The organism is Microcoleus sp. D3_18_C4, from assembly GCF_036702355.1.
GTDB lineage: Bacteria > Cyanobacteriota > Cyanobacteriia > Cyanobacteriales > Microcoleaceae > Microcoleus.
On record NZ_JAUBTF010000022.1, the window covers coordinates 59660 to 73860 of the forward strand.

The window sequence follows — 14201 nt, forward strand, 5'->3', positions numbered from 1 at the left end:
AAAAAAATCTATGTTAGAATTAAAGGTTTTGAGTTTTAGACCTGAGAGCCAACTCATAATTGTCAAGTGCTGATATAACCTGCAATCCGCTCTACTTAAGCCAAACCTTTGATTATAGCATAAAATTATTTTGCAAGAGGTCTAATGTGAGCCATTACACCGCTTTAGTGAGATTAAGCGCGAAAATTTTATTAATTGTGAGAGGGGAGGGATCGCCGATCGACAAAAACAACCTCATCCATCTCGTTATTAGCTGTTCTAGCGGATGTTGAACCAAGACCGAAGTTGCAATCTTCCGCAAGGATTTTAGCAATTAACAACGTCCTAACCGTCGGGCGTGGTTGCTATAACTGTTGGCGATTAACAGAATAATGTTAAATTTCCCGCACTTTAGGGGCATAAACTTGACATTTTTGGTATTGAAAACAGCCGGAAGATAGATTTATAAATTATACCTTGGATAGAGAGAAAATATATTTTATATGCTTAAAATTAAAAACATCCAAGCGAGTAATTTATCAGCTTAGTAAAGGTAAGATTTAGAATCAAAAATTTGCTAGCTAGTAGTTAACTAGAGGAAAAAAATAATGAAAGCTCTTTGCTGGCACGGAGCAAATGATGTGCGAGTTGATAATGTACCAGACCCAACAATTATCAATCCGCGCGATGCCATAGTTAAAATAACGTCTACAGCCATCTGCGGCTCAGATTTGCACCTTTATAACGGCTACATCCCGACAATGCAATCGGGCGACATCATGGGTCACGAATTCATGGGGGAAGTAGTCGAACTCGGCAGCGAAGTCAAGAACTTAAAAAAGGGCGATCGCATCGTCATTCCTTTTACTATTTCTTGCGGTAGTTGCTTCTTTTGCAACCGCGATCTGTGGTCGCTGTGCGACAACTCCAACCCCAATGCAGGATTGGCTGAAAAACTCTACGGTCATTCGCCTGCAGGACTGTTTGGCTTCTCGCATTTAACGGGCGGCTATGCAGGAGGTCAAGCAGAATACGCGCGGGTTCCGTTTGCAGATGTCGGCCCTTTAAAAATTCCCGACGGACTTTCGGACGAACAAGTATTGTTCCTCACCGATATCTTTCCTACCGGTTACATGGCGGCCGAAAACTGCAACATTCAGCCGGGGGATACTGTAGCTGTGTGGGGATGCGGGCCCGTCGGACAATTTGCGATCAGAAGCGCGTTTATGCTGGGGGCCGAGCGAGTAATTGCGATCGACCGCGTACCGGAACGCTTGCAAATGGCGGCCGCGGCCAAAGCTGAAATCATCAACTACGAAGAAATGGACGCCGGGGAAGCCGTCACTGAAATGACGGGGGGACGCGGACCCGACTCTTGCATCGACGCTGTGGGAATGGAAGCCCACGGCACCGGCCTCGACGCTTTGTACGACAAAGCTAAGCAAGCCGTGCGCTTGGAGACCGATCGACCCACCGCCCTGCGACAAGTGATCGTAGCTTGCCGCAAAGGCGGCACAGTCTCAATTCCCGGCGTTTACGGCGGCTTTGTTGACAAAGTGCCCCTAGGTGCAGCTTTCAACAAAGGCTTGACCCTGAAAATGGGACAAACGCACGTTCACCGCTATTTGCGGCCTTTGCTCGATCGCGTTCAAAAAGGCGAAATTGACCCGTCATTCGTAATTACGCACCGAATGAAATTGGATGAAGCGCCCCACGCCTACGAGATTTTCCTCAACAAAAAAGACAACTGCATCAAAGTTGTCCTCAAACCCTAACTCGCATTCAATTGACAAGGAGAAACTATGCTTTTACAAGAAAAAGAATCAGGCGACTTGATAGAAATCCTCGATGTAGATGCTTTAATTAGCCCTACAAAACAAGAAGTGCCGGGAAAAAATCAAGCTGGTCAGGAAGAGCAAGATAAAGCAACTTTTGCAAAAAGTAATTTAGTGTTTCCTTCCGGTGAAACTCTGCCGCGCTGCTGGACTGAGGAAAATTATCAAACTCATTGATTCAACTGATTCTCCCTATCCCCCTTAACAAGGGGGGGAGGGGAAAGCTAGGGGTAGGAACAGGGCACATAGGTGTCAGCTTACCCCGAAAAATTGCTCTGAGACGGAAGTCCCTGTCTAAAAGTGCGTAGTGGAGACTTCAGTCCCCGATTGACTAATTAAATAATTATGGACTAAAGTTTTTACTACAAAATATTTTTTTGGAATAAGTCTAATAAGTAACAGCAAATAACTTATGGAATTGCAAGCAGTAATTCTCGATATTGACGGTACTCTGACGCTCAGCAATGACGCCCACGCTCAAGCTTGGGTAGAGTCATTTGCGGCTTACGGCTACGAGGTGCCGTTTGAGAAAATTCGCCCGCTAATTGGCATGGGAGGGGACAAAGTTATACCCAAAATGGTATCAGGACTTTCCGACGAAGAAGGCGACGGGAAAAAGATTGCACAGCGGCGCAAAGAACTGATTATTAACCGCTTTTCTCCAGAACTTTCTCCAACCCCCGGTTCGCGGGATTTGCTGTTAAAAATGCAGCAAGAAGGATTGCGACTAATTATTGCTACTTCAGCTACCACTGAAGAACTTTCCGGTTTGCTGAAAGCTGCACAAGTTGACGATTTATTGGATCAAGCGGCGACATCGAGTGATGCAGAAGCTTCTAAACCGGAACCGGATATTGTGGAAGCTGCTTTGAGCAAATTGCAGATGGAAGCGAGTCAGACGGTGATGTTAGCTGATACTCCTTACGATATCGAAGCTGCGGGCAAGTGCGGGGTGCCAGTAATTGCTTTTCGGTGCGGAGGTTTCGATGATGCTTCGCTGGCAAATGCTGCGGCAATTTACGATCACCCTGCTGATTTGTTGGCGCATTATGACGATTCTCTTTTAGGGAAAAAGGAATTGGTAGGGCGTTGAAGTAATACGGGCGCTAGCGGGTGGATTGCCACTATTAAGCGCGATCGCTCACAATCCACTCTACCTGATGGGCTTCTGTGATATCTGGAATATCCAGGCGCGCCGCTAATTTCCGAATGACTGCTTCCGGTACTGTTGCTGTGCGCGATCGATTCCGCTGCCATATTTCTTCTAGAGGTACTTCCAGATAAACAATGTGAATTCGCGCTTGATAAGCAGCAAAAAAATTAATTAATTGCTGCCGCATTTGTTTAGTTGTATTCGTGGCGTTCCACACAAAAGAACGCCCCTCATTTATATATTCGCGCGCTCTTTGTTTGGCTGCTGTCACCACATTCCCAGGTGTCTCGTTGGGAGGCACATTCATCTCTTTTCGCAGTGCATCCAGCGAGATTACTGGCAAATCTGGCAGATTTTTCCGAATCCAATAATCTTTACCGCTTCCTGGCAAGCCAGACATCAAAATTACTTCGCATCGAGTATCGTCAAATGCTTCGTAATCCGGGTTGCCGTTCTCTTTGCGGAAGTAGATAAATCTGCTGTGTGCTGATGGAAATTGTCGGGGAGAATCCAAACAATTATTTTCTTGACAAAACTCCCGAAATAGTTCTATTTTATCGAGCAATTCTTGTCTGTCGCTACACTGTCGGCCGCGCACGTCTGCTTCGGCTAAAAGTGCGAGGAAATCGCAGCGGACAACTTGACTAACTTTAATTACAGACTGCTGTGGGTTGGGTTTGTCGATCAGCCAGATGGGTAAACTGCCGAATTGGACGATCGCCACAACTGTTTCGCGAATCTCAAACTGCACAGGCGGCTCGAATTGAGATAAAATTTGTCGGACCATTCTCGCACCTTGGCGTGCGTGACCTTTTGAGCTAATTCTGCCGTCGGCTTCTATTTTTGTAAAGGCTGGTTTGGCGACATCGTGCAGCAAAGCGGCGGCAAAAAGTATCGATCGTTCTTTTTCGGGAAGTTGCCGCCAATTTGGGGATGAGATTAATGCTTCGCAGACCATTTTAGTATGAATTAAAACGTCTCCTTCGGCGTGATAAATAGGGTCTTGCTGACATCCTTTTAAGTTTTGAATCCAATCGAAATGATTTTGAATGCTGTCCCAATCCAGAAACCAATCGGGCGGTTGGGGACAAAAGGGAAAAGTCCAAGTTGCCGATGGCGATAACATTGCATTCATAAATTCACCTGCTGGTTAACTAAAATTAAATAAATCTGCACCTGGACGCAGAATATTGGGTATAATTGGGCGATTTAGCCAATGTCCCTCGGCATTTTTAATAGCCGTCAAAAAGCTGGCACGCACGTATTTATAACGCGCCTTTACTATGCCATCTTCTTCGATTTTAATGTACAGACCTTCCATAATCTCACTCTTGTCAGTCTCTTTCAAACACCGTTCTTCATCTAATCCCAATTCCCGACTGTACAAACCCAAGCGCTCCAAATGCCCCGGTTGAATAAAATTAGATTTTTCCATAAACTGCATCATTTGCTTGGGAGATTTCAGCACTCCCGAAAACAGCACGGGAACTGACACCAACGGCAGTCCGCTTAACAACTTGCGGCGGGATTCTGTACTCAAAAATTGATTTTTTTCTAAGTCCAGCACGTCATATTCCATAAAATAGTGCGGCAAAAAATCATAAAAAACAGTGTGTTTGGCATAAAGCCATTCGCCGTAAAGAATGTAGCGATTTCCCAGCACTTCTCCCAGGGTTCCGCTAAGACTGAAAGCCCACTGTTTGAATAAGTTAAAATGTTTTTCCCTCGGCCCGCCGGTGAGATAGTGGCCGCGACTTTGCAGCAGCATTTGTCCATCTGGTGCGAAGCTGATGCCTGTATTAGCGCCGTCTACCTTTTCTTCAATCACTGTCGGGCGATCGCTCAGGGCGCTAAATGGCACGCTGTCGAGGTCTTCATCACCCGGCTGGAAACGCGAACCTTCGATGTGATAAGTTCGAGGATATTTAACAATTTTGACCATCAGCCAATCCCTTTGAGATTTGAGACTTTAGAGGCGACCCCATCCATTTTAGATTGTAGTAATTTTAGATTTGAGATTTTATAATTTAGAGGCGATCGAATCTATTTAACCATTATAATGGAATGAGCACAAAGGAGCGTGTAAGTTGAAAAATCAAAGTTTCCAGAGCATATCATCAGCACTCGCTGGGATTCTATTAGTAGGCGCGCTACTCATCGCCTTAAACTCTTTTGTCGTCATCAATCCAGGCGAAGCAGGCGTTGTCAGCGTTTTAGGAAAAGCCACAGATGGAGCATTGTTAGAGGGGTTTCACCTCAGACCCCCGCTAATATCCAAGGTAGATGTGTACGATGTAACAGTGCAAAAATTTGAAGTTCCCGCCCAGAGTGCTACTAAAGACCTTCAGGATTTAAATGCCAGTTTTGCCATCAACTTTCGCCTCGATCCTGAGAAAATAGTGGAGATCAGAAGGACTCAAGGAACTTTGGAGAATATAGTCTCAAAAATTATTGCTCCTCAGACGCAAGAAGCATTTAAAACAGCCGCTGCACTGAGAACCGCCGAACAATCTATTACTCAAAGAAGTGAACTGAAGCGAGACTTTGATACTGCGCTGAAGGAAAGGCTATCCAAGTATGATGTCATCGTACTCGATACGAGCGTTGTTAACATTCGATTCTCCACAGATTTTGCGAAAGCGGTTGAAGAGAAACAGGTTGCTGAACAGCGGGCGCAAAGAGCTGTTTATGTGGCTCAGGAAGCAGAACAACAGGCTCAAGCTGACATTAACCGCGCTCAAGGTAGGGCAGAAGCTCAAAGACTTTTGGCTGAAACTTTGAAGGCTCAGGGCGGTGATTTAGTTCTGCAAAAAGAGGCGATCGAAGCTTGGAGAAGCGGCGGGGCTCAGATGCCAAAAGTGCTGGTTATGGGCGCAGGTTCGAGTCGGGTTCCTTTCATTTTTAATATGAGCGATATTCAGGAAGAACCCGATCGCCCGCAAGTGACCAACAATTAAAATATGACTGAGGGTAACAAGCCCGGTGTCTCCGAAAATATTGGCTTTGCTAACCAGAAATCTCGCAATAAACCGGGGTTCCTAAGAAAGCACACATAAGTCCTATGAGAGTTGCTGGAATATGCTACACTTCTGAAAGCCAAAATATAACGACAGTTTGAAACCTGTCGTTATAAAAGCGAAGTCCGCAATTAACACGCAGGCAACACACTCATTTTAGGAAGCCAGGAGAAATCATGACCCGCGCTATTATGGAAACCGACAAAGGCACAATCAATTTGGAATTGTTCGATGCGGATGCGCCTAACACAGTGAAGAATTTTGTTGACTTGGCGGAAAAAGGTTTTTACGATGGATTGTCCTTTCACCGAGTCATTCCTAACTTTATGATTCAAGGTGGTTGTCCAAAAGGCAATGGAACGGGCGGCCCCGGCTACAAAATCAAGTGCGAAATTAACTCCAATAAACATTTGGCAGGAACTTTATCGATGGCTCACGCAGGCCGCGATACGGGTGGCAGCCAATTCTTTATTTGCCATTCTCCCCAGTCTCATCTAGATGGAGTTCACACAACTTTTGGCAAAACTGAGGATATGTCTGTCGTCAATGCTATCCGCCAAGGTGACAAGATTATTTCGCTCAAAATTGAGCATTAATTTCCAGTAATTAGTTTTGTTGGCAATAAGGACTTTATGCCTTATTGCCAACAAAACTTGTGAAAGTTAAGAGTTTTAAAATCTATAATTTATGAGTGTTATCAATAATTCTGCTGTGGTAACTGAGTTAACTGAACTATATTTAAAATACGAAAAAGCTCTTTGTACGAATGATATTGAAACTCTCGATAATTTGTTCTGGGATGCGCCGGAAGTCGTGCGGTTTGGGGTGACGGAGAACCTGTACGGGAGCGATGAGGTGAGGGCTTTTCGCAAAGGACGATCGCCTGTAAATGTCGATCGAGAAATGTTCAACCTCAAAGTCGTGACATTCGATGCAGACACGGCGGCTGTGACGCTGGAATTTCGCCGTGCGATGGATGGAGTGGTGCGGCTGGGGCGGCAGAGTCAGATGTGGCGGAAGTTTCCTCAAGGGTGGAAGATTGTTTCCGCTCACGTTTCTTTGTTGCCGGTGTAGATGTTAAAGGTAAGGAAACAAGAATTGTCTAAAGCAAGCGGACTTTATTACTAATAAGACTTACGCACGCACGGGTGGTTAGAAACCGGGTTTTTTTGCGAAAATATTTTGTTGCAGCCCGCATATCCCGTAAAAAACCCGGTTTCTTTAATCGGAGTACGTGGGTAAGTTCTGACTGAATCATTCATCTTATAGAGAAACGTCTAATAGTTCAAGTTCCCGACTTTCTTCCTCATCTTGATAATTAAATTCCAAAGACATCAGCTTCTCCTCACTCTCATCCGGGGTAATTTGCAACCTCCGCAATCCTATCTGTAGATACTTTTCTTGTAATTCTATGCCGATTGACTTTCTTTTAAGCTGCTTGGCAACAAATGATGTTGTAAAAGTTCCCGAAAATATATCTAGTACAACGTCGCCCTCATTACTACTGGCTTTGATAATTCTTTCTAACAATGATGTTGGTTTTTGCGTAGGATGTTCCTCATACTCAGGCATACGATATCTCACTCTCGGAAACTCCCAGACATTACCTGGAACTTTTTTAGAATTATATACTGATGGTGTAGCCTTGCGGTAGTCAATTAGTTTTCTAACAGATCCGGTTTTTGCCTCTACCAGAATATCGGAGGAATTGAATGTATAATTTCGTTTGTCCTTGACGCAATATAAAATTGGTTCGTACAGAGAACCGTAAAATTTTTTTGCTTGTACGCCCGAACTGTCATAATACCACACTATTCGAGAAAGAATTGTTAAACGATCGCGCAAATATAAATCAAAGTAGGGCATACTTTGAGTTGACGCCATCAGATACAAACTGCCGTTATGCTTGAGCTTATTAATACATAAGTTTAACCAACTATAACTCCATTCTAAATAATCGTTCTCAAATTCCCACTTGTCTTTAAAACCATTGAAATTTTTGCCAATATTATAGGGAGGATCGGCAAAAATTAAATCGATTGAGTTGTCTTGGATTTTACTGCCAAGCACTTCTAACACATCTCCTAAAATGAGCTGGTGGTCGTCAACTTTAAAAGTTTTCATTCAGCCTAACCTCTTCCAATTAATATTGGCTATTTCCAAGTGTGGTGAAATATGTTCTATAAATATTTAATACAGTTCATATTTAAGCAAAGTACACGGAATCGAGCCATTAAAAACCGGAATTCGCCGCGATGTCCTGAGTCCCACCTTTTTACCCAACTCCTTATTTCCAGTCAAAATAAACGCATTCCAACCTTTAAAACGATTCTTGAAAATATCCCCCAACATCTTGTACAAATCTCCCAATTCGCTAGCATCTCCCAGGCGCTCTCCGTAGGGAGGATTGCAAATCAAAACGCCTCTGTCTGCGGGGGCTTCCAACTGAGATAACTCGGTTTGAGCAAACTGAATTTTACCGGAAATACCCGCTTGCTGCGCGTTCGTGCGAGCTTGAGTTAACATATCGGAATCGCGATCGCACCCTGCAATCACCTCTTTAAGCTCCGGCAATTCGCTATTTTCAGCTTCGGCCCACAATTTATCCCACAAAGGTTCGTCAAAATCCCGCCAAGTCATAAATCCAAACTTTTCTCGAAACAATCCCGGTGCAATATTCAATCCCTTTAAAGTCGCTTCCAAAGGCAAAGTTCCAGAACCGCACATCGGGTCTAAAAACGGCAAATCTGGCGTCCATTCTGCCATCTCCAACAAAGCCGCAGCTAGGGTTTCTTTGAGGGGAGCAAGCCCCATCGCCGGTCGATATCCCCGGCGGTGCAAACTGCCGCCAGAACTGTCTAAACTTAAAATACAGTTGTCTCGATGAATGTGAATGTTAATTAATAAATCGGGATGCTCTACATCAACATTAGAACGCTTGTTAAATTGAAGGCGCTGTTGGTCGGCGATCGCATTTTTGACCTGCAAAGCTGTAAAGTGAGTGTGGTTCAACTTTTCGTTGCCGCCGGTGCAGTTTACTGCTAAAGTATTTTCGGGATATAAGTATTCGTCCCAGGGGATTTTTTGCACTTCGCGGTAGAGCATATCGGAGTTGTAACACCGGAATTCGGCGATCGGCATTAGCACTCGAAAAATTGTTCTCGACCACAGATTGACGCGGTACAATAAAGCGCGATCGCCCGCAAAGTAAACCCCAGTAAAATCTGGCTTGACATCCTGCGCCCCTAAACGTTCTAATTCTTGGGCGGCAATTGTTTCTAAACCGCGCGCAACTGTAGCAAAATATTGATTCATTGATAATTGGTAATTAAGAATTGGGAATTGGGAATTGTTACTAACAACAGACACCAGACTGATGACTATAATAGCTGGTTTTAATCCTAACTATCAAAATAAATACTCTACCTTCACGATAAATCACTCGCATTAATCTGGGTGGGGGCGGGTTTGAGAGATTGTTCTTTGTTGGCTGTGATTGTTTGTGAAACCCGCCCCTACAGATTGTTAGAAATGTGCAAGTCACAAACTGTCAGTAATACTCGTGAAATTAAAAGCTTTCACGCGCACCCCGGGCACGACACTACCGCCGTAACGCTTCACCCCACTAACTGCATCCACATCGCGCAACATATCAGGTAAAACTTGATTGAAACGCAGGTTTTTAATCGGGTAAGCAATTTTGCCATCCTCAATCCAAAAAGTACCGTCGCGAGTCATTCCCGTTACTTCCAATGTTTTCGGATTAACGTAGCGCACGTACCAAGCTCGACTAACAAAAATTCCTCGCTCGGTTTGAGCAACTAAATCTGCTAAACTTTGGTCGGAACCTGTCATTACGATCGGGTAATAAGCACCTTTTGCCTCTTTGCCTTTTTGTGCGGCCCAGTAGCGGGAATAAGACAAACTTTGAGGCACGCCATCTTTGATGATTTCTAAATAGTTATTGCTCAATCCGTCGCCGAAAAAAGTATTTGATCCCAACAAAGGATGAGCCGGATCGCGCTGCACTTGCACTAACGGGCTGAAAAGTTGTTCCCCCGCGCGGTTTCCCGCTGGTTTTCCCTCTGCATCGGCGATCGACATAAACGATCGTCCCTCATCCGCCGCCCTCGCATCCAAACTCCAAATTACCCACGGTAGCAAGTCCGCAAAAGCAGCACCATCAAAGATTACAGGATAAATGCCGGGAGTGACTTCCCGGGGGTTGCGGGATGCGATCGCCCGATCGAGCACTTGTTCTGCTAATTCGGCGATCGGCAATTCGTTGATACTCCAAGCAGTGCTCTGAGCCCAACTAGAACCGTCTTCTATGCGAGCAGTAAAGCTGAAATCCGCCTCTGTAGAATGATTGCAGGCGCGGAGTCCGGTTGACGAGGCGATCGCGTACAGCGACGCGTCAGTGCTCAAAGTGCCCGAACCATGAGCGCCCCCCTGGGAGGATCTGGCGCAAGCTTGCTGCACCAATTCGGCCCGCGCTAGAGGGGATATAGTTGCGGTTGCTGCGTCGAATGCGGGCGATCGCAAATCGTAGGTTTGAGGAGGCAGCAACGGCATCCATTCGGGATCTGCCGGCGCAATTCGGGCCAATTCTTCCGATCGCTTAACTGCGGAGGCGATCGCATCTTCATCAAATTCTGTAACAGCAGCAGAGGCGCTTTTGTTGCCAAAATAGCTAGTAATGCTCAGGCTAAATACAGTTTTGCTGATATTTTGACTGATTTGATTTTCCGAGAAGCGGGAAAGAGATTCTTCGCCAGTATAGAGACTGACAAATACTTCCTCTGCTTTGGATAGTTTGACTGCTTTTTCTAGTACAGATAAGGCTTGGTCTTCACTTAAAAGTGCGGGCGATGTTGTTACAATCATGATTGGTAATTAGGCATTGCGAATTAGTCATTGCGAATTGGGCATTGCGAATGAGTCATTGCGAATTGGGCATTGTTAGCAATTAACTAATAACTAAGAACCGATGCCCCGTGTCCCATGTCCTATTACCCAATTTGAATATTTCTCACTCGCACCGGCACACAAGCGTGAGTCATTTGAGCAACCTGCATCGGCTCGCCCTTTCCGCATATATTAGTACCGCACTGAACCTGCTCCGAAGCCGGCCCGATCGCATCTATTTGATTCCAGAAATCAGTAGTCATCGCCTGATAAGTTACATCCTTCAACATACCGACAACTTTACCTTTTTCCACCTTCCAAAAAGCATCGCCGCCGAATTGAAAATTGCGCCGTTGCTGGTCGATCGAATAACTACCCATACCGTCGATTAAAATCCCGTCTTCCGTATCCGCAATCATCTCTGCCAAAGTAGCAGTATGGCTGCCGCCATCCGGGCCCGGCTCTAATCCCAAATTGGGAATTCTCACCATCGGCACGCTCGACCAACTGTCAGCGTAAGCAGAACCGTTGCTGCTACCGCGTCCGAGGCGATAAGCCGTCTCTCTGTCAGTGAGATAATCAACTAAAATCCCATCCTTAACAACGTACCACTCTTGTGATTTTACGCCCTCATCATCGTAACCCATTGTACCGCGGCCACCTGGTTGAGTGCGATCGCACTTAAAATTCACCCAAGGTGCAGCGTATTGCAGTTTATTTAACTTATCAGTAGTAGCAAAGCTCGTGCCAGCAAAATTAGATTCGTAGCCGTACACCCGGTCTAATTCAGTTGGATGACCGACAGATTCGTGGATTGTCAAAAACAAATTTGTCGGCTTAAGAATCAGGGATTTGCAAATACCAGCAGGGATTTTAGGAGCGCGAACTTTCTCAATAGCTTCGGCAGCAACTCTTTCAACTTGACTCAACAAATCATCGGGATTAATATGTTCGTAACCGATATTAAGTGGCGGGCGTTCGTAACTGCGACTTTGGGCATCGCCGCCCGCAATTGCCGTACAGTCAAAGCCCGGATAGCTGCGGTAGATTGTTTGTTCGATTAGCGAGCCTTCTGTAGAAGCAAAAACCTTGTCTTCGCGGCTGGACTGCAAAAAAGAATCAGCTTTTTTGATGCCTTGTGCGCCGTGTGCTAGCAGCTTCTCGTTGATAGTTAGCAGCAGTTCAGCTTTCTCAGCAACCGGTACAGAAAAAGGGTCAATGGCGATGGGAGTTACATAGGTATCGACATATTTTTCGACTGGTACTAACCGCACCGGTTCCTTCTGAGTCAAGCGGCTGCCTTTAGCGATTTCTACAGCCAAAGCGACTATTCTTGCAACCTCTGCCGGCGTTTTGCTGTGACTGGCGGCAAACCCCCAAGCGCCGTCTAGAAGCACTCGCACGCCAAAACCGGAACTTACATTATCTGACAGTTGACTTAAAGATCGATCGCGCGCGTAAAGATTCTGCCTTCGGTAACTGCAAAAACGTACATCACCGTACTCGCAACCTGTTTTCCGAATCAAATCTACAGCCAAATTTGCTAACTCGTTAGCAGAGATTTTTGCAGTTAATTGCACCATAGTTATTCGTCATTCGTCGTTAGTTGTTAATTATTATAGCGCTTTTCAATTTTTTGAACCATTTTCAACAAGCCTTCTATGGGCGGGCAGGGTGCCCACCCAACAATAAATTCACTCTTTGTGGAACAGGCATCTTGCCTGTTCTTAAAAATAGTACACAGAGTGAGTTTAATGGCGGGCAGGATACCCACCCCACAATAAATTCACTCTTGGTGGAACAGGCATCTTGCCTGTTGTTTATCAGTGGGCAATATCTCAGTTTAATCTCACTCCATCTCCTGCAAAACCCCGGTTAAAATTTCCACAAGGCGATCGATATGTTCTTTCTCAATAATCAACGGTGGCGATAAAGCAATAATATCACCCGTAGTCCGAATCAGCAAGCCTTTTTCATAGCACTGCAAGAAACAATCAAAAGCCCGTTTTCCCGGCTTCCCAGCAATAGATTCCAACTCAATCCCCGCCACCAGTCCCAGATTGCGGACATCAATTACGTGCCGCACTCCCTTCAAAGAATGCACCGCATCTTCCCAGTAGCCAGCCATCTTATCGGCTCGTTCAAACAGCCTTTCTTCCTCATAAATATCCAGCGTCGCCAAAGCAGCCGCACAAGCCAGAGGATGACCAGAATAAGTATAACCGTGAAAAAGCTCGATCGCATTTTCAGGAGCATTCATGAAAGCATCATAAATTCCTTGCTTCACAAACACCGCCCCCATCGGCACCGTACCGTTAGTTATCCCCTTCGCCGCCGTCACAATATCGGGAACAACCCCAAAATATTCAGTAGCAAAACTGGAACCTAAACGCCCGAATCCGGTAATTACCTCATCAAAAATCAGCAGAATTCCGTATTTGTCGCAAATCGCCCGCAGCCGCTCCAAATAACCTTTCGGGGGAATCAAAACCCCTGTAGAACCAGCCACAGGTTCCACAATTACCGCTGCAATATTCGACGCATCGTGCAAAGCGACAATCCGCTCCAATTCATCCGCCAAATGTGCTCCCCATGCCGGTTGTTTGCGGCTGAAAGCATTGTGTTCGAGATTGTGAGTGTGAGGCAAATGATCGACTCCCGTCAGCAAACTGCCAAAAAACTTGCGGTTTGTACCGATACCGCCGACAGAAATTCCTCCAAAACCAACGCCGTGATAGCCGCGTTCCCTCCCGATTAATCTTTGGCGAGTTCCTTCACCTTTTACCCGGTGATAAGCAATCGCAATTTTTAAAGCAGTTTCTACAGATTCCGAACCCGAATTAGTAAATAAAACGCGATCGAAATTGCCCGGAATCATCTTTACCAAACGTTCCGCCAATTCAAAAGCGCCCGGATGTCCCATCTGAAAAGCCGGAGAGTAATCCAAACGCAAAACCTGCTGTTTAACTGCTTCGGCAATTGTCTCGCGGGCGTGTCCTGCATTCACGCACCAAAGCCCTGCAGTACCATCCAAAATTGAGCGGTTATCATCGCTTGTAAAGTGCATATCTTTTGCCGAAACCAATATTCGCGGATTCGCTTTAAACTGTCGGTTGGCAGTGAATGGCATCCAGTAAGCGTCCATATTTGTCATCGTTTTTTTATCTTTTTATATTGATGATTCTGCCTTCAAACTATAACTTGCTACGGATTGGAGATCGCCAGACGCTTATTATAATTTTACAAATATCTTTTTTAAACGAACCGCGAAGACGCAAAGAGCGCGAAGGAAGAGAAGAAAGAGGTTTT

General features: G+C 45.4%; 13 protein-coding genes. 6 read left to right on the forward strand and 7 right to left on the reverse strand.

Annotated elements, in window-relative coordinates; genetic code table 11:
- Nucleotides 1-587 precede the first annotated feature (587 nt).
- The 3 genes from QUA90_RS13495 (at nucleotide 588) to QUA90_RS13505 (ending at nucleotide 2907) form a co-directional block, all read left to right on the forward strand.
- Nucleotides 588-1754 (forward strand): zinc-dependent alcohol dehydrogenase, encoded by a 1167-nt coding sequence (locus tag QUA90_RS13495; protein WP_333219036.1) that lies wholly within the window; start codon nucleotides 588-590, stop codon nucleotides 1752-1754.
- Nucleotides 1755-1781: 27 nt separating this feature from the next.
- The gene (locus QUA90_RS13500; protein WP_333321496.1) at nucleotides 1782-1991 is read left to right on the forward strand and encodes an acetyltransferase; all 210 of its coding nucleotides are present in this window, start codon (nucleotides 1782-1784) and stop codon (nucleotides 1989-1991) included.
- Nucleotides 1992-2226: 235 nt separating this feature from the next.
- Entirely contained in the window at nucleotides 2227-2907 is a 681-nt protein-coding gene (locus tag QUA90_RS13505) for an HAD family hydrolase (RefSeq protein ID WP_333445955.1), read from the forward strand.
- A gap of 34 nt (nucleotides 2908-2941) precedes the next feature.
- Here QUA90_RS13505 and QUA90_RS13510 read toward each other — a convergent pair whose 3' ends face one another.
- Both QUA90_RS13510 and QUA90_RS13515 read right to left on the reverse strand, forming a co-directional pair.
- The gene (locus QUA90_RS13510; RefSeq protein WP_333445957.1) at nucleotides 2942-4102 is read right to left on the reverse strand and encodes an AAA family ATPase; all 1161 of its coding nucleotides are present in this window, start codon (nucleotides 4100-4102) and stop codon (nucleotides 2942-2944) included.
- 15 nt (nucleotides 4103-4117) lie between these two features.
- Nucleotides 4118-4909: an RNA ligase family protein gene (locus QUA90_RS13515; protein ID WP_333321507.1), complete on the reverse strand. Its 792-nt coding sequence runs from the start codon at nucleotides 4907-4909 to the stop codon at nucleotides 4118-4120.
- A 145-nt stretch (nucleotides 4910-5054) separates the two neighbouring features.
- On the opposite strand from QUA90_RS13515, the gene QUA90_RS13520 reads away from it, so the two are divergent.
- The 3 genes from QUA90_RS13520 (at nucleotide 5055) to hpxZ (ending at nucleotide 7058) form a co-directional block, all read left to right on the forward strand.
- On the forward strand, nucleotides 5055-5924 hold the full coding sequence (locus QUA90_RS13520; RefSeq protein WP_333321511.1) for a prohibitin family protein: 870 nt from the start codon (nucleotides 5055-5057) through the stop codon (nucleotides 5922-5924).
- Between the two features lie 236 nt (nucleotides 5925-6160).
- Entirely contained in the window at nucleotides 6161-6580 is a 420-nt protein-coding gene (locus QUA90_RS13525) for a peptidylprolyl isomerase (protein WP_190732048.1), read from the forward strand.
- 91 nt (nucleotides 6581-6671) lie between these two features.
- Entirely contained in the window at nucleotides 6672-7058 is a 387-nt protein-coding gene (hpxZ, locus tag QUA90_RS13530) for an oxalurate catabolism protein HpxZ (RefSeq protein WP_333445959.1), read from the forward strand.
- 189 nt (nucleotides 7059-7247) lie between these two features.
- On the opposite strand, the gene yhdJ is transcribed toward hpxZ, so the two are convergent.
- From yhdJ to QUA90_RS13555, 5 genes are all read right to left on the reverse strand, one after another.
- Nucleotides 7248-8108 (reverse strand): adenine-specific DNA-methyltransferase, encoded by an 861-nt coding sequence (yhdJ, locus tag QUA90_RS13535; RefSeq protein ID WP_333445961.1) that lies wholly within the window; start codon nucleotides 8106-8108, stop codon nucleotides 7248-7250.
- Nucleotides 8109-8174: 66 nt separating this feature from the next.
- Nucleotides 8175-9299, reverse strand: coding sequence for a class I SAM-dependent RNA methyltransferase (locus QUA90_RS13540; RefSeq protein ID WP_333445963.1), 1125 nt, complete (start codon nucleotides 9297-9299; stop codon nucleotides 8175-8177).
- 225 nt (nucleotides 9300-9524) lie between these two features.
- On the reverse strand, nucleotides 9525-10871 hold the full coding sequence (locus QUA90_RS13545; protein WP_333445965.1) for a TldD/PmbA family protein: 1347 nt from the start codon (nucleotides 10869-10871) through the stop codon (nucleotides 9525-9527).
- Between the two features lie 125 nt (nucleotides 10872-10996).
- Nucleotides 10997-12475 carry a TldD/PmbA family protein gene (locus QUA90_RS13550; RefSeq protein ID WP_333445967.1) on the reverse strand — a complete coding sequence of 493 codons (1479 nt, stop codon included), beginning with the start codon at nucleotides 12473-12475 and terminating at the stop codon, nucleotides 10997-10999.
- A 266-nt stretch (nucleotides 12476-12741) separates the two neighbouring features.
- Nucleotides 12742-14046, reverse strand: a complete 1305-nt coding sequence (locus tag QUA90_RS13555; RefSeq protein WP_333445969.1) for an aspartate aminotransferase family protein — start codon at nucleotides 14044-14046, stop codon at nucleotides 12742-12744.
- Nucleotides 14047-14201 lie beyond the last annotated feature (155 nt).

Excerpts from the sequence above, each read along its gene's own strand:
- QUA90_RS13505 (WP_333445955.1), top strand. The coding sequence starts at position 2,227 with ATGGAATTGCAAGCAGTAATTCTCGATATTGACGGTACTCTGACGCTC.
- QUA90_RS13500 (WP_333321496.1), top strand. The coding sequence starts at position 1,782 with ATGCTTTTACAAGAAAAAGAATCAGGCGACTTGATAGAAATCCTCGAT.
- QUA90_RS13550 (WP_333445967.1), bottom strand. The coding sequence starts at position 12,475 with ATGGTGCAATTAACTGCAAAAATCTCTGCTAACGAGTTAGCAAATTTG.
- QUA90_RS13540 (WP_333445963.1), bottom strand. The coding sequence starts at position 9,299 with ATGAATCAATATTTTGCTACAGTTGCGCGCGGTTTAGAAACAATTGCC.
- QUA90_RS13510 (WP_333445957.1), bottom strand. The coding sequence starts at position 4,102 with ATGAATGCAATGTTATCGCCATCGGCAACTTGGACTTTTCCCTTTTGT.
- QUA90_RS13495 (WP_333219036.1), top strand. The coding sequence starts at position 588 with ATGAAAGCTCTTTGCTGGCACGGAGCAAATGATGTGCGAGTTGATAAT.
- QUA90_RS13555 (WP_333445969.1), bottom strand. The coding sequence starts at position 14,046 with ATGACAAATATGGACGCTTACTGGATGCCATTCACTGCCAACCGACAG.
- QUA90_RS13515 (WP_333321507.1), bottom strand. The coding sequence starts at position 4,909 with ATGGTCAAAATTGTTAAATATCCTCGAACTTATCACATCGAAGGTTCG.
- QUA90_RS13525 (WP_190732048.1), top strand. The coding sequence starts at position 6,161 with ATGACCCGCGCTATTATGGAAACCGACAAAGGCACAATCAATTTGGAA.
- yhdJ (WP_333445961.1), bottom strand. The coding sequence starts at position 8,108 with ATGAAAACTTTTAAAGTTGACGACCACCAGCTCATTTTAGGAGATGTG.
- hpxZ (WP_333445959.1), top strand. The coding sequence starts at position 6,672 with ATGAGTGTTATCAATAATTCTGCTGTGGTAACTGAGTTAACTGAACTA.
- QUA90_RS13545 (WP_333445965.1), bottom strand. The coding sequence starts at position 10,871 with ATGATTGTAACAACATCGCCCGCACTTTTAAGTGAAGACCAAGCCTTA.